Genomic DNA, 18,556 nt, shown 5'->3' with positions numbered 1-18,556 from the left:
TTGCGCCGTCAAGAATGTCGATCGCCTGGGTGTTTCCTGGTCAGGGGTCTCAGAAAGTCGGAATGGCCGATCCAGTTCTCAGCCTTCCTGGTGCTGAGGAGCGCTTTGCGCTGGCTTCTCGGTTGCTGGGTCGCGATCTCCTAGGGATTTGTCGCGGCGAGCCTGGGGATGCGGATGATCCTGCTGATTTGAACGACACGCGGAACACCCAGCCCGCGCTGTTCGTGGTCGAGTCGCTGATCGTGGATGAGCTGCGGCGGCAGGGTCGCGAGCCTGCGCTGGTCGCCGGCCATAGCCTCGGAGAACTGGTTGCCCTTTATGCCGCAGAGGTGTTTGATGCTGCGACCGGTCTTGAACTGATGCAGCGCCGGTCTGAACTGATGGCCGCAGCTGGCGGAGGAGCCATGGCCGCCGTTATCGGTTTCGAGCGCAGTCAGCTCGACGACCTGGTGAACGCTACGGAAGGCGTGGTGATTGCCAACGACAACAGTGCGGCCCAGGTTGTGTTGTCGGGCACAGCAGACGCCGTGAAGGCGGTTGGTGAAGCCCTGACCTGTAAACGAGTCATCCCCCTGGCTGTATCGGGAGCCTTTCATTCGCCCTTTATGCAGGACGCGGCGGATGCCTTCTCGCAACACCTCAATCATCTGACCTTTGAGGATGCCCGCTTCCCAGTCTTAAGCAACACGGACCCCACTCCCTGCATGGATGCGGCTGAACTCAAGCAGCGCCTGCAACGCCAGATGATCACAGGCGTTCGCTGGCGTGAAACCATGGTGGCGATGACTGAAGCGAACGTGGAGACCCTGGTGGAAGTCGGCCCAGGGGCTGTTCTCAGTGGTCTGGCCAAACGCGCCATGCCCGGGGTCACGCTGTCCCAGCTCGCTGGAGCCGGCGATCTCGGACTTTGAGCGTGAACACTCCTGACTCCGGGAATCAACCGTCAGGACCACTGATCTTGACGCCACGACCAAGTCTCACCTACAGGCTCGTTAGCGGAATACTGGTGTTTCCGCTGTTCCGGCTGCTGTTCCGAGGAAGTACCTGCGGAAATGAGCGAGTCCCTATGCAGGGTCCTCTTGTGGTGGTGGCCAACCATGGTTCCCATCTCGATCCACCCTTGTTGGGGCATGCCCTGGGGCGTCCTGTGGCCTTCATGGCGAAGGCGGAACTGTTCCGTATTCCCCTGCTGGGTCCCCTGATCCGGGCCTGCGGGGCCTACCCGGTGAAACGTGGCGCCAGTGACCGAGAAGCAATCCGCACCGCCACAGCCCGTCTTCAGGAAGGATGGGCAATTGGCGTGTTCCTGGATGGAACGCGCCAGCCAGACGGCCGCGTCAATCAACCCATGCCCGGAGCGGCCCTGCTGTCCGCTCGTTCAGGAGCACCGCTTCTGCCTGTCGCCATCCTCAACAGTCATCGAGCCCTTGGCACTGGGCAAAGCTGGCCCAGGTTGGTGCCAGTCCAGCTGCGCATCGGTGAGCCGATCCCTGCACCCATAAGCCGCCGCAAACCCGACCTGGAGGCCGCCACCATCGAACTCCAGCAAAGAATCAACGCCCTGCTCGATCAGGGCTGAGGGAACAATTCGGGCCATCGCCTGCGTGCCCAGGGCTTCAGATCACGCCCGGTGACAACCCAGGCGAGAGCGCGGAGGCCATCACCCCAACGCTTTCCCAGGCTTTCCTTGCGGCACCGTTCGGCACAACTCACTGGCACGCCCGTCAACCGGATCCCACGACTGCCGGCAACGATCCCACCAACAATCAAGGCCCGGGGCAGATGATCCTCACTGGTCACCAACAGCACGTGCTCAATCTCCTCTCCCTGGAGCTCATCCACCAGTGAGGTGAAATTGCCGAGGGTGTCCTGCGCCCGGTAATCAAGTCGAACCTCGTTCTGCCCAAGTCCCTCATGCTCCATCAACCACTGGGCATACTCAGGATTGGTTCCACCACTGACGACCAACGGCAGCTCCAGTTGACGGGCCAGGCGTAAACCGATGCGTTCTCGGTCGGCATCACCACCCAGCACAAGAATCTTTTGCGGATCCTGTCGGGTGAGTGCCGCTTTAGCGAAAGGCCGAAGAGGCGTCGCAAAAGCGGCTCCAGCAACCAGTGATGAAACCAAAAGGAAAGGGCGGATGCCGAAGCCCATCACACCGATCCCACCGGGGAGGTGGGGTAAATCGGCAGCACGGGGTCCCAGGGACCGGACGCATGGCGTGAATGGCGATCCTGGCAGCAGCGCAGAAGCTGCAGGACATCACAAGCCACATCAACAGCCATCTTCACCTCAGGTGCCGGCTGCTCGGCCGCTTGAAGCAGCACCGGAACCTGCAATTCCCTGAGGTCCATCTCCGCGCAGGTTGCATTGTCTCGATTCCAGCCATCACGCACCTGATAGCGACCTGCAACCCGACCCCGCCGAGGCAGAACCTGAACGATGGAGAAGGGTTCACCCCGCTGCTCGGCGGGAAGCTCAAGCTGCAGGCGTGGAGCCATCAACGCAAAGCTACTCAAGCCATCGAGAGGACATTGAAGCTGCTGGGCCAGCGTGCGAGCCAGCACGACCGTCAGCCGGGTTCCTGTGAAACCCCCGGGACCTGTGGCCACAGCAAGGCGCCGGATCCCTGACCATTCAGACGTCGGCAAAACCTCCTCAAGAAGAGAAGGAAGCGCGTTCGTCAGAGCACGCCCCATCGGACGGCAGAGAACCCTCGCCTCACTGAGGGGTGCCTGCGCAGAAACCAACGCGATGCCTACGGTTTCCGTCGAACTGTGCAGCGCCAGCAGCCAGTCATTCATTGGGGCACCTCTTCACCAGGGCGCAGACGCGCCCATCGCCCTTGGTCGAGGGTGAAGCTTGCACAGGTACGCACATCCCATTCAACGCCGACCTGTCCGTGGGGGAGGTCATGCACACTGATGTGAATCCTGGGTTCAACAGGCTTCATCTGCGGGGCTTCGCAGAGATGCGCGGCACCATGCTGACGCTCAACCGCGTGATAGGCCTGACAACGATCGACCCAGCGGCAGTCCACACAGATGCACATGCCCAATGGTTTTAGTGCGAACACCATTCTGACGGTGGGTCCAGACCGGCTGCCGGATTTGCTCTGGCGCCGACTGAAGCCAGAACGATGGCCTGTTCAGCCCGCTCAACTGCCTGATGGGGCCATCCTCGTTGGTGGAGCAGTCCGCGACGGATTACTGAACCGATTGCCCCCATGCCCTGATCTCGACCTGGTGATTCCCGGTGCGGTGCTTGGCATCGTTCAAGGCCTCGCCAGAGACCACGGTGGTGTGTGTGTGGTGCTGGATGAACAGCGCGACATGGCTCGGTTGGTGCTGAACGGCTGGACGATCGACTTCGCCAGGATCGAGGGAAATGATTTAAGAGAGGATCTCTTCCGACGTGATTTCAAACTCAACGCCATTGCGCTGAGCCTCTCGGATCCCCAACAACTGTTCGATCCAACAGGGGGCCTCAAGGATCTTCAGAACGGACTGATCTCCGCAATCCGGGAGAGCAATCTCCGCGACGACCCCTTGCGCCTGCTGCGCGCACTTCGGTTGATGGCCGAACTGGAGATGCGCATCGATTCAGACACACTGGCCATGGTGAAAGCCAACAGTCAATTGCTGTCTCAGTCGGCACCGGAACGGATTCAGGCCGAATTGCTGCGACTCGTCGCAGCTCCAGCCGCCGACCAGGCGATTGCGCTGATGAACTCTCTGAGCCTTCTCCAGCCCTGGAGAGCAGAGGAGGCTCAGCATTCGGGCACCACAACAGACATGACGGTGACGGATGCCCCATGGATGACCGAGGAGGAGCACAACCTCGCGATGCCTTTAGCGAGGCTAACTGGCCTTCTCAGCGATCAAGGGCTGAAATCGCTTCGCTTCAGCCGTCGGCAGATTCAACGTTGTACGAGGCTGCGTTACTGGCAAAAACGCCTTGGTGCTGATAACGACAACCCCCTTAGCGAAGTGGAAATGGTGCGGCTGCATCTAGAGCTGGAGGCTGATCTTCCCGCCTTGCTTCTGCACTGGCCGGAACAACGCAGAAACCAATGGATGCAGCGCTGGAGGGATCCCGAAGATCCCCTCTTTCACCCCTGTTCACCAGTGGATGGAGACAGCCTTCAGGCAGAGCTCTCACTCAAACCTGGCCCAAGGCTTGGCGCCTTGATTAAGCACCTGACCATCGCTCACGCTTATGGTCGGGTCGTTTCTCAACAACAGGCCCTCGACGAGGCCCGCCGATGGCTCCACCGGCCTCCTTCGGCAAGCCAATCGAACGGGCGCTGTGATTAACTGCCATTGCAGCGACGACAACGATCGGCCCTGACACGCAGTTTTCCGTTTTTCTCCCCCGTTTCATGAGCGTGCGTCTTTACATCGGCAATCTGCCGCAAAATTTCGAAAGCAAAGAGCTTGAAGCTCAGCTCACCAGCGTTGGGGAGGGGATTCGCTTTAAGGCTGTACTTGACAGAGAAACTGGAGCCTGTCGTGGATTTGGTTTCGCCAACATCGACGACGAAAAGGTCGCCGATGCTGTGATCGAACAGTTCAACGGAAAGGACTTCAATGGCAACGTCCTTCGTGTCGAGCGTTCAGAGCGTCGTGATAACAACAGCAATGCTGGGGGTGGACGCCGTTCAGGGCAGCAGGGTGGAGGCCATGCCCCAGGCTCTGCTCGCAAAGCGGTCAATAAAGTTGTCCATAGCGATGCCAAAAGCGAAGATGGCCCTGACCCCCGCTGGGCAGGAGAGCTCGCGAAGCTAAAAGATTTGCTGGGAAACCAAAAAACAGCGGTTTAAACTCTAAGAGCTTAATCAAGCACAATTGAAATTCATTTGAAACCGATCTCAGTGAGGTCGGTTTTTTAATCTTCAACGCGATTGAGCGAGAACAAATGAGCGAGGCAAATCAAGAAACTTATCGAATTTACCGACATAAGCCCGTGCATTAAAAACGTCATATTCTTGGCGTTCTATAACATCGAGAATGCCCCTGTATAAACGGAGAGACGTCCAAACCGGCCAACGCGCATCTCTCGAAAGCCAACGCACTCCCGCCTCGGAGCGATCAAACCAATCACGAGCCCTTTGCAGCTGAAAGGCCATAAGGTCTTTCCATGATTGATTAAGCTTGCCAGCGAGAAGATCATCCTCACTGTAACCAAAATAATCAAGATCTTCCTGGGGTAAATAAATTCTCCCCCTCCCACGATCTTCACCAATGTCTCGAAGAATATTTGTGAGTTGATTAGCAATACCAAGTGCTATGGCCGCATCAGAAGTATCGGGTCGATCGCTCCAGGGCGCTGAGGTATAGGCATCATCAACTCCCATAACACCCTGTGTCATTAATCCCACAGTGCCGGCCACTCTGTAGCAGTACAGCTTGAGATCTTCGAAACACGGATATCGAGTCCACGTTAAATCCATTCTTTGCCCCTCGATCATGTCGAGATAAGGCTGAATTCCCTGCGGAAATCGCTCTAACGTGTCAACCATGACAGCATCAAGATCATCGCGAACCTCACCACGAAAAAGTGCTCGCGTTTTGTGTTCCCACTGATCCAGGCGATCAGAGAGCTCCTGAACTGAACGGGATTGCGCCTCTTCGCTATCCATCAGTTCATCTGTGCGGCGACACCAAACGTAAATTGCCCAAATGGCTCGACGCTTCTCAGTGGGAAGAAGAAGTGTTCCCAGGTAGAAGGTTTTTGCCCACTCAGCGGTCTCTCGACGGCAGGCCTCAAAAGCTGCGTCGAGATCCGGGGTGGAAAGGCGCATGACTCAGGCCGAGACCGGCTCGCTGACAGGGGTTGATGATGACAGCTGATCCGTCTTTCGATCAACTGCACCGGCACAGAGTTTGCCGCTCAACACAGCACCCTCCATCGAAGCCAGGTAACGCTGCATCGTGTAATCGCCGGCCAAGAAAAAATTCTTGATCGGCGTGGTTTGATCCGGTCTGAGCTTTTGGCAGCCAGGAGTGGTCTTGTAAACCGAGAGAGGGGTCTTGACGACCTTGTACTTACGCAGTTGGGCAGGGTTATCTCCGCTGAAATGGGTAGGGAACAACTTATGCAGCTCACCCATCGTCGCCTCAATAATGTCCTCATCGCTGCGACCAATCCAATCCTTCGCGGGAGCAAAAACCAGCTCAAGCATGGAACGATCAGGGTCTTCATACTCCTTGCAGGTGATGCTCATATCGGCATAAACGCTGAGCAGTGGAGAGCGACTGAATAAGAGATGATCAATATCAGTAAGTTTGCGATCGAACCAGAGGTGCAGATTGATCACTGGTACACCTCGCAGCCCATCAAGTTTTTGAAAAACGTCGAGCTGCTGCCAGGCCTCGGGCAAGAGCAACTTGAAAGGGTCCACAGGCAAGGCGCTCACATAGGCATCAGCCGTGAGGTCAAAATTCTCCTTGCCTTTCACACCGCCGATATGAAAGGCCGCCACAGAGCCGTCATCGTTCAATTTGATTTCCCGCAGCGGGCTATCAAGGTGAACCTCCCCACCCAAGGAGCGGATGTGGTCAACCATCGGCTCACAGAGCCGCTCCGGTGGCGCACCATCTAAAAAGGCCATCTGCGAACCGTTTTTCTCCTGAAGGAAGCGATTCAGGGCTGTGAGCACCACCGTGGCCGAAATCTCATCCGGGTCGATGAAGTTCAATGCCTTGCTCATGGCGATGAACACCTCATCGTTCACACGCTCAGGGATGTTGTGGATGTTCAGCCATTCCGTCCATGAATACTTATCGCATTCCTCGACGTACCCCTGCCCCCTCAGCATCGCCGGGACCAGGCCAAGGCCGAAACTGATCTTTTCCGGCCAGGTGAGCATGTCGTTGTTGCCAAGAATTGCGGCGACACCGTTGATCGGAGCCGGAAGATCAGGGAAATCAAAACGGCTGTAGGTACCAGGCTCTTCGGGCTGGTTGAAGATCATCGAATGGCTTTTCCACTGGAGCCTGTCCTCGATATCAAGCTCCTTGAACAGCTGGAGCATGTTCGGGTAGGCGCCAAAAAAGATGTGCAGACCCGTTTCGTACCAGTCACCGTCTTCATCCTTCCAGGCAGCAACCTTTCCACCCAGAACGTCCCTGGCTTCCACAACAATTGGGGTGTGACCTGCATCGGCGAGATATTTGGCACAGGACAGACCTGCCAGACCGGCTCCCGCGATAGCGACGCGCATGCTTGAGATCACAAGTTGAAACCAACCTTAAAAGGAGAGGTTCCTGCTCCGCTTCTTAAAGTCAAGATCAGTGCGCCTCTGCGGTGCCCATTCCGCAATGTTTGCCCTATGGCCGAGACCCTGCTCAAGAGCACCACGCGCCACGTCCGTCTGTTCACAGCTCGGGTTGAGAACGGAGATCTCGTCCCCGATTCGACTCAACTCACGCTGGATCTGGACCCTGACAACGAATTTCTTTGGAGCGATAGCTCCGTGGAGATGATTCAGACCCGCTTTCGCGAACTGGTCGACAGCCATGCGGGTCAGGCCCTGAATGACTACAACCTGCGGCGCATCGGCACCGAACTGGAGGGATGCATCAGAGAGCTCCTCCAAGCTGGAACTCTCAAATACAACCCTGACTGCAGGGTGTTGAACTACTCCATGGGCCTGCCAAGGACCCCTGAACTGCTGTGAGCCGATCCCCCTACGACCGTCCCCGTGCCGGCGTTGACCGACGCTCCGACGACCGCCGTCGAACTGGGGATCCCCGCATGGATGAGCGACGCAGTGGCCGAGGCTATGGGGGCCCTCCACCAGGTCCATCGGCCAATGGGGGCATGCGCCTGAACAGTGCCACTGTGGCCATCCTGGCCGGTGTTCTCGTGATTGGGATTGGCATCGGAAGTGCTGTGACCAGCACCACCCAGGGAGACCAGGGCAACATCGCCAGTTCTCAGCAGCTCGACATGGCCGTGCCGGATCCTGAGTTCTGCCGACAGTGGGGAGCGAGCGCGTTCGTGATGGACATCGAGATGTACACCACGCTCAATCCCTCCAGCAGCTTCGTGACCCAACCCACGCTTCAGCCTGGTTGCGTGATCCGTCGCGAGAACTGGGCTGTCCTAAGAAAGGAAGGTGCCATCACCTCCTCCCAGGAGCGTGAGTGCAAGCAGCGGATGAATACATTTGCGTACATCGGGTCTGTTCGCGACAAACCAGTAGTGCGCTGTGTTTATCAAACCGACATCAGCCAGAACAAGTTTCTGACGCGTGGTGTCGCTGACGACACTGTGGGGATTACACCTGAAGCTGATCAGTTCTGATTTCTCGTTTCAAAAGGGTCTTCCGCAGGTTCAAGAGGGGAAGACCCACCTCTGGCTTGTCGCAGGGGGCTGTCGGCACTGGCAAACACCGGCAACACATCCCTGCGAAACGCCTCTGCTGCTCGAGAGCAGTAACGCGATGGGTTCGTGATCAGCTTCAGCTGTCGGCGCACCTGCAGATCCACCACCGTGGGGCGATGCAGAGTGTTCGCTGTGAGCTCCCGCTCGATCGACACCACAGGCAAAAAAGCTGCTCCAAGACCGGCCTGAACGGCATTTTTGATGGCCTCGAAAGAATTCAACTCCATCTCGATGCGTAGACGCTGCACATCAAGACCGGATCGCGCCAAGAGCTGATCCACCATCTTGCGCGTCGTGGACTGCGCGTCCAAGCTCACGAATCCGAGACGGTAGAGATCATCCTTGCTGAGCTCCACCAAGCGCGCCAGGGGATGCTTGACGGGCAAAACCAGCGCCAACTCATCACTGGCGTAGGGCACCACCTGCAACAGCTCATTCAGTTCAGCGGGGAGCTCCCCGCCAATGATCGCCAGATCGATCTGACCATTGGCAACGCTCCATCCGGTACGCCGAGTGCTGTGCACGTGCAGCTGCACGGAAACATCTGGGAATTTTTGACGGAACAGTCCGATCATCCGCGGCATCAGATACGTGCCCGTCGTCTGGCTGGCGCCCACGAGCAGCGAGCCGCCTTTGAGGTCATGCAGGTCGTCAAGCGCTCGGCAAGCCTCATGGCATTGGCTGAGGATTCGATCGCAGTAACTGAGAAGAAGATGGCCCGCTTCGGTGAGCTGTGCCTTGCGTCCACCGCGGTCAAACAGCGAAACCTCAAGCTGTTTCTCGAGATTCTGGATCTGGAGGCTCACAGCCGGCTGGGTCACGTAAAGGCTGTCAGCAGCCTTCTTGAAGCTTCCCTCGCTGACGATGGCTCGCAGGATGCGCAGCTGATCGAGAGTGAAGGGCAGATCGGCCATGGAGAGCTGCCTTGAGGCAGCAGGAAGATAAAAACTGTAAGTGGATCTCCCCCCCAGCCTCCAGAATCAACGCTCCCGCTGCATCTCGTTGGCTGAAGTAACCGGCGATCTCCACCACAGCAGCCTTGTGATGGTTCTACTGCTTCTGGGTTTCGCCCTGATTCACAGTGGCGGAGCTGCCCTGCGCAGTCGGGCGGAAGTCAGGATCGGTGCCCGGGCCTGGCGTTTGATCTTTGCCGCCCTCAGTATTCCCTCGGCGGTTGTCGTGATCGGCTACTTTCTCGCCCATCGATACGACGGGATCCGTCTGTGGAATCTCCAGGGGGTACCTGGAATGGTGCCCGCGGTATGGAGCATCACGGCCATCAGCTTCCTGTTTTTGTATCCAGCCACGTACAACCTGCTGGAAATTCCCGCGGTACTCAAACCCCAGGTGCGTCTCTACGCAACCGGAATCATCCGCATCAGTCGACACCCTCAGGCTGTTGGACAGATTCTCTGGTGCCTTAGCCACGCCCTCTGGATCGGGAGCAGCTTCATGTTGATGACCTGTGCCGGACTGATCGGGCACCATCTGTTTGCGATATGGCACGGCGACCGTCGCCAGAGGGCTCGGTTCGGAGACGCATTCGAGACCCTGCGCTCTGAGACCTCAGTGCTTCCATTCGCGGCTGTTCTCGATGGCCGCCAGCAGCTGGTCTGGCAAGAACTGTTCAGACCAGCCCAGTTGGGGATCGCCATTGCCGTAGGAGTGTTCTGGTGGGCCCATCGGTTCATCCCGGCCGGAGGAATGGCCTTCCTGCAGTCCCGTCTCGGAGAACTGCTGAACTGAGCTGCTTACACTCGAGACAACCTTCCTTATCCGGATGCCCTCGGCTGCAGACTCCGCCTGGTTGATTCCGGTGCTGCCCCTGATCGGGGCATTGATCACTGGTCTTGGCCTGATCAGCTTCAACCGCACCATCAACCGCCTACGCAAACCGGTTGCACTGCTGCTGATCAGCTGCATTGGTGCTGCGGCAGTGATCAGCTACGCCGTCCTCTTCGAACAGTTGGGAGGGGCTCCGCCCGTTGAACACCTTTTTGTATGGGCGAGTGCGGGTGATTTCAGCCTGCCGATGGGCTATGTGGTTGATCCACTCGCCGCTGTGATGCTGGCACTGGTCACCACCGTGGCTTTGCTGGTGATGATTTACTCCCATGGCTACATGGCGCACGACAAAAGCTATGTGCGCTTTTTCACCTACCTGGCGATCTTCAGCAGCTCGATGCTGGGCTTGGTGGTCAGTCCCAACCTCCTTGAGATCTACGTGTTCTGGGAGCTTGTGGGCATGTCCTCTTACTTATTGGTCGGTTTCTGGTACGACCGTGATGGCGCGGCTCACGCTGCGCAGAAAGCCTTTGTCGTGAATCGAGTGGGCGACTTCGGCCTTCTACTGGGCATCCTTGGCCTGTTTTGGGCGACGGGTAGCTTCGGCTTCCAAGGCATTGCTGATGGACTATCGGCGGCGGTCAGCAGCGGGGTGGTTCCCGGCTGGGCCGCTCTGGCCCTCTGTCTGTTGGTCTTCATGGGACCGATGGCGAAATCAGCCCAGTTCCCTCTGCACGTGTGGTTGCCCGACGCCATGGAAGGCCCCACGCCAATCTCAGCCCTGATTCATGCCGCCACGATGGTGGCTGCCGGTGTGTTCTTGGTTGCCCGACTGGAACCGCTCTACAGCCAGTTCCCCAGTGTCGGTGTGTTCATCGCTGTGATCGGAGCGCTGACCTGTTTCCTAGGTGCCTCGATCGCCCTGACGCAGATGGATCTGAAAAAAGGCCTGGCCTACAGCACTGTCTCCCAGTTGGGCTACATGATGCTGGCCATGGGTTGCGGTGCACCGGTGGCCGGGATGTTCCACCTGGTCACCCACGCATTCTTCAAGGCCATGCTCTTCCTGGGATCAGGGTCGGTGATCCACGCCATGGAGGATGTTGTGGGGCACGAACCAGTCCTGGCGCAGGACATGCGCCTGATGGGAGGTCTACGCAAGAAAATGCCCATCACGGCCATCACCTTCCTGATCGGCTGTGTTGCCATCAGCGGAATTCCCCCGTTGGCGGGTTTCTGGAGCAAAGACGAAATCCTTGGTCAAGCGTTTCAGACCTTCCCTGTGCTCTGGGTTGTGGGCTTCCTCACCGCAGGCATGACGGCCTTCTACATGTTCCGCCTCTACTTCCTCACGTTCGAAGGGCAGTTCCGCGGAAACGATGAGGCCCTGCAGGCACGACTGATGGAAGCTGCAGGCAAATCCGTGGATGCTGAACACACTCACCATGGGGGGTCTCTGCACGAGTCGCCTTGGTCGATGACCGCGCCGCTCATCGTGCTGGCCGTCCCTTCCATCCTGATCGGCTTGCTGGGGACTCCCTGGAACAGCCGGTTTGCGGCCTTGCTCAACCCGGAGGAAGCCGTCGAGATGGCCGAACACTTCAGCTGGGGCGAATTCCTGCCCCTTGCCGGCGCCTCTGTCGCCATCTCGGCAGCTGGAATCACAGTGGCTGTTTTGGCCTATGCGCTGCAACGGATCGATCTGGGACAGCTGGTGGCGGCCCGCTTCCCCAGCGTGAATGCCTTCCTCGCCAACAAGTGGTACCTCGATGCCATTAATGAGAAGCTTTTTGTGCGTGGCAGCCGAAAAATTGCCCGTGAAGTTCTCGAAGTGGATGCCAAGGTCGTCGACGGCGTCGTGAACCTCACAGGCCTGCTGACGCTGGGCAGTGGCGAAGGCCTCAAGTATTTCGAAACGGGGCGGGCTCAGTTTTATGCCCTGATCGTGTTCGGAGGTGTGATCGCCCTGGTGGTCTTATTCGGTGTCCTCGGAGGTCCGATCGCCTGACGATGAGGATTCGGCGTTGTGTGTGTCAACGCCTATCGACGGGATGCCAGATCACTGAGCATTTCTACACTCCGAACAGTGGTGAATGTGCTGATTCTTGCTGGACTTTGCCGTCAGTGCCCCGTTTGACCCGGCAGCTGATATTGCTGCGGGCATCATCCCCGCCCAGTTCCCCTGGCTGAGCCTCTCGATTCTTTTCCCGATCGTTGGTTCGCTGATGGTTCCCTTCATCCCTGATCAGGGTGACGGGCGTCAGGTGCGTTGGTTCGCCCTGGGTATCGCCCTGACTACTTTTCTGATCACGGTCGCTGCCTACCTCACCGGCTACGACCCCAGCTTCAGTGGATTGCAGCTCTCGGAGCGGGTGAGTTGGCTTCCGAATCTTGGTCTGACCTGGGCCGTCGGGGCCGATGGCTTGTCCATGCCCCTCATCCTTCTGACCAGCTTCATCACAGCCCTGGCTGTACTGGCTGCGTGGCCGGTGACTTTCAAACCGAAGCTGTTCTTTTTTCTGATGCTGGCCATGGACGGCGGGCAGATCGCTGTCTTCGCTGTCCAGGACATGCTGCTTTTCTTTCTGGCTTGGGAACTTGAACTGCTGCCGGTGTATCTGTTGCTGGCGATCTGGGGAGGAAAGAAACGTCAATACGCGGCGACCAAATTCATCCTCTACACGGCAGGAAGCTCTCTGTTCATCCTTTTGGCCGCCCTCGCAATGGGGTTCATGGGCGGAGGCGCTCCCAGCTTTGAATATTCCGTGCTGGCCCAGAAAGGATTCAGTACAAATTTTCAGCTTCTTTGCTACGCAGGACTGTTGATCGCGTTCGGCGTCAAACTTCCGATTGTGCCTTTGCACACCTGGCTTCCAGATGCCCATGGTGAAGCCACAGCACCGGTGCACATGCTGCTGGCGGGAATCCTCCTGAAAATGGGGGGCTATGCGCTGATGCGATTCAACGCCGAAATACTGCCGGAAGCCCATGCACAGTTCGCACCACTGCTCGTGGTGCTTGGGGTTGTGAACATCATTTACGCGGCTCTCACGTCCTTCGCCCAGCGCAACCTCAAACGCAAGATCGCCTACAGCTCGATCAGTCACATGGGATTTGTGTTGATCGGCATCGGCAGTTTCAGTGCCCTCGGAACCAGCGGAGCCATGCTCCAGATGATTAGCCACGGACTGATCGGCGCCAGTCTGTTTTTCCTAGTTGGCGCCACTTATGACCGCACCCACACCCTGCAACTGGATGAGATGGGCGGTGTCGGGCAAAAAATGCGCATCATGTTTGCCCTCTGGACCGTGTGCTCCCTGGCCTCTTTGGCTCTTCCGGGCATGAGTGGTTTTGTTAGCGAACTCATGGTGTTCACCGGATTCGCCACCGATGAGGCTTATACCCTCTCGTTCCGCATTGTGATCGACGGGCTCGCTGCCGTTGGTGTGATCCTCACCCCGATCTACCTGCTGTCGATGCTGAGGGAGATCTTCTTCGGCAAGGAAAACGTGCAGTTGGCCTCCAATACCAATCTGGTGGATGCCGAACCTCGCGAGGTTTACATCATCGGCTGTTTGCTCGTGCCCATCATTGGCATCGGGCTCTACCCACGCCTGATGACCGACAGCTACCGCACAGCCATCGAGGCACTCGTGGATCGCAATGTCGCGGCCATGGAAGCCATCACCCGTCCCACCGCACCTCTGATCAGAAATCCAAGCCTGGCCCCCGCTCTGCTTCAAGCACCCAAACTTCCCTCGCCTGGCGCAACGTAACGATCTTCATCTGTTCCGATTCGTCCGTTAATCAATCAGTTGTGTTCCCATACCTTTTGGGTGAATCAACCAATTCGGTCGATGCGCCAGATCAATTTCAGTTTGATTTTCATCTTCGGACTGAGCACCGTGTTTTTCACTCTGGAAAACACCACCTCCACCACAGTGCATGTTCTGCCAGGCATTCAGTACTCACTGCCTCTTGCCGCTCTGCTGCTGATTGCCTCTGGCTTCGGAGCTGCAGCAGCCTGGTTGTTCGCCACCTGGAGCGGCATGCTGAACAACGTTGAGAAGTTCAGCCAAGCCAGTGAGTTTGATGCCCAGAAGATACGAATTCATGAACTTGAGACAGATCTGAGCCGCTACCGAGCCACGGTCGAGACTCAGCTGGGGCTTCTTCCTTCGGCAAGCACGCAAGACCCCGGCTCTGAAGAATCTCAGAACTAAAGAGCATCGGGCACTGGCCTACCCCTTCAAGGCTGGGTACTTTTCCTGAAGTTGGTAACTGGTAGTGACAGACGCCGGGCTGAATCAGAGTGCTGATGCCGGCGCCAGACTTGCCATTCGTCTGCTTCAGGACGCCGCTCAACGCGGTGACTTGGACCCATGGGACGTGGATGTCATTGCCGTGGTCGATGGATTTCTCGACCAGTTGAAACAAAGAATCGATGTTCCTAGACGCATGGCAGAAGCCATGGCCAGTCGAGGGGGCAGCTACGAACGCGATCTGGCCGACAGCAGCGAAGCCTTCCTGGCTGCGTCGGTCTTGGTGAGCCTCAAGGCGGAAGTGTTGGAAGCCCAGACCTTCCCACCTGCGCCGGTGTTTGAAGAGGCTTTTGAAGCCGATTGCACAGATCAGGGCTGGCTGGATCCAAGCTTCGACCTGCCGCGAAGACCTGAGAAGCACCTGAAGCGGCGGCCAGTGGCGCCACCGCCTTTGCGGCGAGCGGTCACCCTCGGTGAACTGATTGAACAGCTGGAGTCAATCGCTGAGCAGATTGAGTCGGATGAACTGGAGATGCGTCGTCGACAGCGGCAGAAGCATTACTCCAATCGTGAGGCGATTGCCCAGGTCGCGGCACTGGCCCATCGTGAGAAGTTGCCAGAGACAACCGCAGCACTTGGCCTGTACCTGAAGAATTGGGAGCAAGCTCTCCAGTGGGTCAACTTCGAAACCCTCGTAGAGCACTGGAGTGATGCCGCTGCCCCGGATCTCGACAAGGATCGCGTGGGTGTGTTTTGGGCTCTTCTGTTCCTCTCGTCACAGGGTCAGGTTGAGCTTGAACAGTTCGGCGTTCTGCATGGACCGATTCAACTCAGACGAGTGCTGGAACCCGGACAGATGGCGCAACTACCCCTGACCAGCCTTGACGTGCCAGCTGTTCCGCCGGCCAAAGCAGCGATGGCCGCTTAACCCCCCATTTATGGTGGCCTTTCTAATCAAAAGCCTGTAACGCCGATGAAGGCGATGATCCTGGCCGCGGGAAGAGGAACGAGGGTTCAGCCGATCACCCACGTGATCCCCAAGCCCATGATTCCGATTCTGCAAAAGCCAGTGATGGAATTCCTGCTTGAACTGCTCAAAGAGCATGGGTTCAAGGAAGTCATGGTCAATGTGTCTCACCTCGCTGAAGAGATCGAGAACTACTTCCGAGATGGACAACGCTTCGGTGTTGAAATCGCTTACAGCTTCGAGGGGAGAATCGAAGAAGGAGAGTTGATTGGTGACGCCCTCGGTTCGGCTGGTGGCCTTAAAAAAATTCAGGATTTCCAGAGATTTTTCGACGACACTTTTGTGGTGCTGTGCGGCGATGCACTGATCGATCTGGATCTCAGCGAGGCCGTTCGACGCCACCGTGAGAAAGGAGCGATGGCGAGCTTGATCACCAAAAGAGTTCCGAAAGATCAGGTATCTAGCTATGGCGTCGTGGTGAGTGACGACGAAGGGCAAATCAAAGCGTTCCAGGAAAAACCAAAGATCGAGGAGGCCCTCAGCGACACAATCAACACCGGCATTTATTTGTTCGAACCCGAGATTTTCGAACACATTCCATCAGGTCAATCATTTGATATCGGTTCTGACCTCTTCCCAAAGTTGGTTGAAATTGGGGCACCCTTCTATGCCCTGCCCATGGATTTCGAATGGGTCGACATCGGGAAAGTCCCCGACTACTGGCAGGCCATCCGCAGCGTGCTTCAGGGAGAAGTTCGTCAGGTTGGCATTCCCGGCAAGCAGGTGCGTCCTGGTGTCTATGCGGGTCTCAACGTCGCGGCCAATTGGGATCGGATCAATGTGCAGGGCCCGGTTTACGTGGGCGGAATGACCCGGATCGAAGACGGCGCAACCCTGATCGGCCCATCCATGATCGGCCCCAGCTGCCACATCTGCGAAGGAGCCACGATCGACAACTCCATCATTTTCGATTATTCGAGAATCGGTGCCGGCGTGCAGCTTGTGGAGAAGCTCGTGTTCGGTCGTTATTGCGTTGGCCGCAACGGTGACCATTTCGACCTCCAGGAAGCAGCTCTCGACTGGTTAATCACCGATGCTCGTCGGCAGGATGTCGTTGAGCCCTCTCCGCAGCAGAAGGCGATGGCCGAACTGCTCGGCACCGATCTCACAGCGCCGGCAGGCTGACGCCAGCTCGATCCAAAACCTCCGGGATCCGCTGTTCCGCCTTCACGGCCATCAAGTGGACCCCCTGGGCGATTCCTGAGAACTGACGCACCTGTTCTGCAGCGATCGCGATTCCCTCATCCATCGGATCATCCGCCTGATCGAGGCGATCAATTAAGTGGTTGGGGATACAGGCGCCGGGAACCACGCGATTGATGAACCGGGCATTACGGGCTGACTTGAGCAGAAACACCCCTGCAAGGACTGGCAGCTCAAGAGGATCAGCGAGGTCTCGGCAGAATCTCTCCAGAGAACGAGGATCCATCACCATCTGCGTCTGCACGAATCGGGCACCAGCCTCACGTTTGCGGGTGAGACGTCGCGACAGACCGGACCAGCTGGCGCAATGGGGATCAGCGGCAGTCCCTGCAAACAAATTGGTCGGACCGTCAGCAAGTCTGTCTTTGACGGGATCCTCCCCCCGGTTGAAAGCGCTCACCTGCTGTAGAAGCCGAACCGATTCCAGCTCGTGAACCGACCGGACAGACGATTGATCGCCAGCACGCACGGGATCACCCGTGAGGCAAAGCACATTGCGGATCCCGAGGGCATGGGCTCCCAGCAAGTCGGCTTGAAGTCCGATGCGATTCCGGTCGCGACCTGCAACTTGCAGAACAGGCTCCAAGCCCACATCGATCAACAGACGGCACACGGCGAGACTGCACATGCGCATCACAGCCCGGCTGCCATCGGTGACATTGATGGCATGGACGCGCCCTCGCAGGCACTCGGCCATGGCAAGGGTTTCACTGGGATCACCTCCCCTTGGAGGCATCACCTCAGCGGTAAGGGTGAGGGAACCAGCCTCAAGGCTGCGCTGCAGCGCGGAATTCAATCGAAGAAACGCTTCTAAACGCCACTATGGAAGATCATTCGCAAGGGCTACCCCTAGGATGAAGTCATGATTCAATGTCAACGGTCAGCATGACCAGCGGCGAGGGGACGGGCTCAATGAATGCATCCCTCTCCGCAAGGGAACTCGAGATCATCGAGTTGGTCGCTGAGGGTTTAACGAATCAGGAAATTGCCGAGCGGCTCACCATCAGCAAGCGCACCGTGGATAATCACGTCAGCAATGTGTTCACAAAAACCGGATCCAAGAACCGGGTGGCCCTTCTCAACTGGGCGATGGATCACGGGAAGATCTGCCGCGATGGCTTCAACTGCTGCTCGCTTCCGGATACATCCGAGGACGCCCCCTGACAGCCAACGGCAGCGGCAACGGCAGATCGAGCATTGAACAATGATTCAGCGAGAGATCGAACAGCTCCGCGTAAGCGATGCACGCCTCGCGATCGAGACCGATGAATCGCAGAACTCCCTCATGGTCGTAGAGGCCGTGCACGTGGCACCTTCACGCTTCCTGAGAGAAATCTAAAGGAAAACAAAAGAAATCCTCAAGGGTGTTTGAGCTTATTGATGGCTGCCGAAGCCATAGCGACATCTGACCTCTTCGGGCCATGCCGCAATGGGTGCGACCGCAAGGGCCGCGTTGCTCCAGCGACCATCACTGGTCACTTCCTGGCCGCACCACGGAGGAAGCTCCAAGGGTGCATCGGCAGTGTCCAACTCCACCTCCGCAAGAACAAGGGGAGCGTTATCACCCTCAAAGCAGTCCACAACCCACTCACCACCGGAGAGAGCGAGGAAGTAGCGGGTCTTGATCAAGCGATGGGGCGCCAGGTCCCAGAGCGCCTCGGCATCGGTGGTAGGCAGAGGGTATTCGAACTCATGCCGGGCGATGCCTGACGCAGGCGCTTTGAGCGTCAGCCAAGCCTCGCCATCAGCACGCAAGCGCATCCGCACGGTGACACCATCCTTGGACGCCGCCAGATAGCCCTGCCTCAGTGGCTGAGGAGTGCCAGCGAAGGCACGCCAGCCCTGTCCAGTCACAAGGAAACGTCGTTCGATTTCAAGCGGCATC

General features: G+C 57.7%; 21 protein-coding genes. 13 read left to right on the top strand and 8 right to left on the bottom strand.

Going from position 1 to position 18,556, the window contains the following annotated elements; genetic code table 11:
- Positions 1-14: 14 nt before the first annotated feature.
- A complete protein-coding gene (fabD, locus tag ACLM45_RS10960; protein WP_415409294.1) occupies positions 15-911 on the top strand; it encodes an ACP S-malonyltransferase in 897 nt (298 codons plus the stop codon).
- A 41-nt stretch (positions 912-952) separates the two neighbouring features.
- Positions 953-1,579: a lysophospholipid acyltransferase family protein gene (locus ACLM45_RS10955; RefSeq protein ID WP_038005385.1), complete on the top strand. Its 627-nt coding sequence runs from the start codon at positions 953-955 to the stop codon at positions 1,577-1,579.
- Here the strand turns inward: ACLM45_RS10955 and ACLM45_RS10950 are convergent.
- Genes ACLM45_RS10950 through ACLM45_RS10940 form a run of 3 tightly spaced genes read right to left on the bottom strand, consistent with a single transcriptional unit; the run spans position 1,570 to position 3,055 of the window.
- Entirely contained in the window at positions 1,570-2,157 is a 588-nt protein-coding gene (locus ACLM45_RS10950) for a YdcF family protein (RefSeq protein WP_415409293.1), read from the bottom strand. The two genes, ACLM45_RS10955 and ACLM45_RS10950, sit on opposite strands and share 10 nt — an antisense overlap.
- Positions 2,157-2,807, bottom strand: a complete 651-nt coding sequence (tsaB, locus tag ACLM45_RS10945; protein ID WP_415409292.1) for a tRNA (adenosine(37)-N6)-threonylcarbamoyltransferase complex dimerization subunit type 1 TsaB — start codon at positions 2,805-2,807, stop codon at positions 2,157-2,159. The genes ACLM45_RS10950 and tsaB overlap by 1 nt, the downstream gene beginning before the upstream one ends.
- Positions 2,804-3,055, bottom strand: a complete 252-nt coding sequence (locus tag ACLM45_RS10940) for a Ycf34 family protein (RefSeq protein ID WP_006043019.1) — start codon at positions 3,053-3,055, stop codon at positions 2,804-2,806. The genes tsaB and ACLM45_RS10940 overlap by 4 nt, the downstream gene beginning before the upstream one ends.
- Between ACLM45_RS10940 and ACLM45_RS10935 the strand changes: the two genes are divergently transcribed.
- Together ACLM45_RS10935 and ACLM45_RS10930 are read left to right on the top strand one after the other, a co-directional pair.
- Positions 3,054-4,319 (top strand): CCA tRNA nucleotidyltransferase, encoded by a 1,266-nt coding sequence (locus ACLM45_RS10935; RefSeq protein ID WP_415409290.1) that lies wholly within the window; start codon positions 3,054-3,056, stop codon positions 4,317-4,319. The genes ACLM45_RS10940 and ACLM45_RS10935 overlap by 2 nt on opposite strands.
- A 65-nt stretch (positions 4,320-4,384) precedes the next feature.
- Positions 4,385-4,825: an RNA recognition motif domain-containing protein gene (locus ACLM45_RS10930; RefSeq protein ID WP_006043017.1), complete on the top strand. Its 441-nt coding sequence runs from the start codon at positions 4,385-4,387 to the stop codon at positions 4,823-4,825.
- Between the two features lie 72 nt (positions 4,826-4,897).
- Here ACLM45_RS10930 and ACLM45_RS10925 read toward each other — a convergent pair whose 3' ends face one another.
- Positions 4,898-5,806: a phytoene synthase gene (locus tag ACLM45_RS10925; protein WP_415409289.1), complete on the bottom strand. Its 909-nt coding sequence runs from the start codon at positions 5,804-5,806 to the stop codon at positions 4,898-4,900.
- A 3-nt stretch (positions 5,807-5,809) separates the two neighbouring features.
- Positions 5,810-7,228 (bottom strand): 15-cis-phytoene desaturase, encoded by a 1,419-nt coding sequence (gene pds / locus ACLM45_RS10920; RefSeq protein WP_415409287.1) that lies wholly within the window; start codon positions 7,226-7,228, stop codon positions 5,810-5,812.
- Positions 7,229-7,336: 108 nt separating this feature from the next.
- Between pds and ACLM45_RS10915 the strand changes: the two genes are divergently transcribed.
- Both ACLM45_RS10915 and ACLM45_RS10910 read left to right on the top strand, forming a co-directional pair.
- Entirely contained in the window at positions 7,337-7,684 is a 348-nt protein-coding gene (locus ACLM45_RS10915) for an NAD(P)H-quinone oxidoreductase subunit M (RefSeq protein WP_415409286.1), read from the top strand.
- On the top strand, positions 7,681-8,313 hold the full coding sequence (locus ACLM45_RS10910; RefSeq protein WP_006043013.1) for a DUF3172 domain-containing protein: 633 nt from the start codon (positions 7,681-7,683) through the stop codon (positions 8,311-8,313). The genes ACLM45_RS10915 and ACLM45_RS10910 overlap by 4 nt, the downstream gene beginning before the upstream one ends.
- On the opposite strand, the gene ACLM45_RS10905 is transcribed toward ACLM45_RS10910, so the two are convergent.
- A complete protein-coding gene (locus ACLM45_RS10905; protein WP_415409285.1) occupies positions 8,304-9,308 on the bottom strand; it encodes a LysR family transcriptional regulator in 1,005 nt (334 codons plus the stop codon). The two genes, ACLM45_RS10910 and ACLM45_RS10905, sit on opposite strands and share 10 nt — an antisense overlap.
- A gap of 130 nt (positions 9,309-9,438) precedes the next feature.
- On the opposite strand from ACLM45_RS10905, the gene ACLM45_RS10900 reads away from it, so the two are divergent.
- From ACLM45_RS10900 to ACLM45_RS10875, 6 genes are all read left to right on the top strand, one after another.
- Positions 9,439-10,140 carry an NnrU family protein gene (locus ACLM45_RS10900; RefSeq protein ID WP_415411420.1) on the top strand — a complete coding sequence of 234 codons (702 nt, stop codon included), beginning with the start codon at positions 9,439-9,441 and terminating at the stop codon, positions 10,138-10,140.
- Between the two features lie 34 nt (positions 10,141-10,174).
- The gene (locus ACLM45_RS10895; protein WP_006043010.1) at positions 10,175-12,187 is read left to right on the top strand and encodes an NAD(P)H-quinone oxidoreductase subunit 5; all 2,013 of its coding nucleotides are present in this window, start codon (positions 10,175-10,177) and stop codon (positions 12,185-12,187) included.
- A 97-nt stretch (positions 12,188-12,284) separates the two neighbouring features.
- Entirely contained in the window at positions 12,285-13,955 is a 1,671-nt protein-coding gene (locus ACLM45_RS10890) for an NAD(P)H-quinone oxidoreductase subunit 4 (RefSeq protein ID WP_006043009.1), read from the top strand.
- 81 nt (positions 13,956-14,036) lie between these two features.
- Positions 14,037-14,402 carry a lipopolysaccharide assembly protein LapA domain-containing protein gene (locus tag ACLM45_RS10885; protein ID WP_415409283.1) on the top strand — a complete coding sequence of 122 codons (366 nt, stop codon included), beginning with the start codon at positions 14,037-14,039 and terminating at the stop codon, positions 14,400-14,402.
- Positions 14,403-14,466: 64 nt separating this feature from the next.
- Positions 14,467-15,369: a segregation/condensation protein A gene (locus ACLM45_RS10880; protein WP_415409281.1), complete on the top strand. Its 903-nt coding sequence runs from the start codon at positions 14,467-14,469 to the stop codon at positions 15,367-15,369.
- 45 nt (positions 15,370-15,414) lie between these two features.
- Positions 15,415-16,593, top strand: coding sequence for a sugar phosphate nucleotidyltransferase (locus ACLM45_RS10875; protein ID WP_415409280.1), 1,179 nt, complete (start codon positions 15,415-15,417; stop codon positions 16,591-16,593).
- Here ACLM45_RS10875 and ACLM45_RS10870 read toward each other — a convergent pair.
- Positions 16,574-17,467 carry a methylenetetrahydrofolate reductase gene (locus ACLM45_RS10870; protein WP_415409278.1) on the bottom strand — a complete coding sequence of 298 codons (894 nt, stop codon included), beginning with the start codon at positions 17,465-17,467 and terminating at the stop codon, positions 16,574-16,576. The two genes, ACLM45_RS10875 and ACLM45_RS10870, sit on opposite strands and share 20 nt — an antisense overlap.
- 116 nt (positions 17,468-17,583) lie before the next feature.
- Here ACLM45_RS10870 and ACLM45_RS10865 point away from each other — a divergent pair, with 116 nt between their 5' ends.
- Positions 17,584-17,835 carry a helix-turn-helix domain-containing protein gene (locus ACLM45_RS10865; protein WP_415409277.1) on the top strand — a complete coding sequence of 84 codons (252 nt, stop codon included), beginning with the start codon at positions 17,584-17,586 and terminating at the stop codon, positions 17,833-17,835.
- Between the two features lie 210 nt (positions 17,836-18,045).
- Here ACLM45_RS10865 and ACLM45_RS10860 read toward each other — a convergent pair whose 3' ends face one another.
- Positions 18,046-18,555: a CYTH domain-containing protein gene (locus ACLM45_RS10860; protein ID WP_415409275.1), complete on the bottom strand. Its 510-nt coding sequence runs from the start codon at positions 18,553-18,555 to the stop codon at positions 18,046-18,048.
- Between the last annotated feature and the right edge of the window lies 1 nt (position 18,556).

The sequence above is a fragment of the Synechococcus sp. A10-1-5-9 genome (genome assembly GCF_047716785.1).
Lineage (GTDB): Bacteria > Cyanobacteriota > Cyanobacteriia > PCC-6307 > Cyanobiaceae > Synechococcus_C.
Note: the sequence above shows the minus strand (reverse complement) of the source record. Positions and strands in the feature narration are given on the sequence as shown.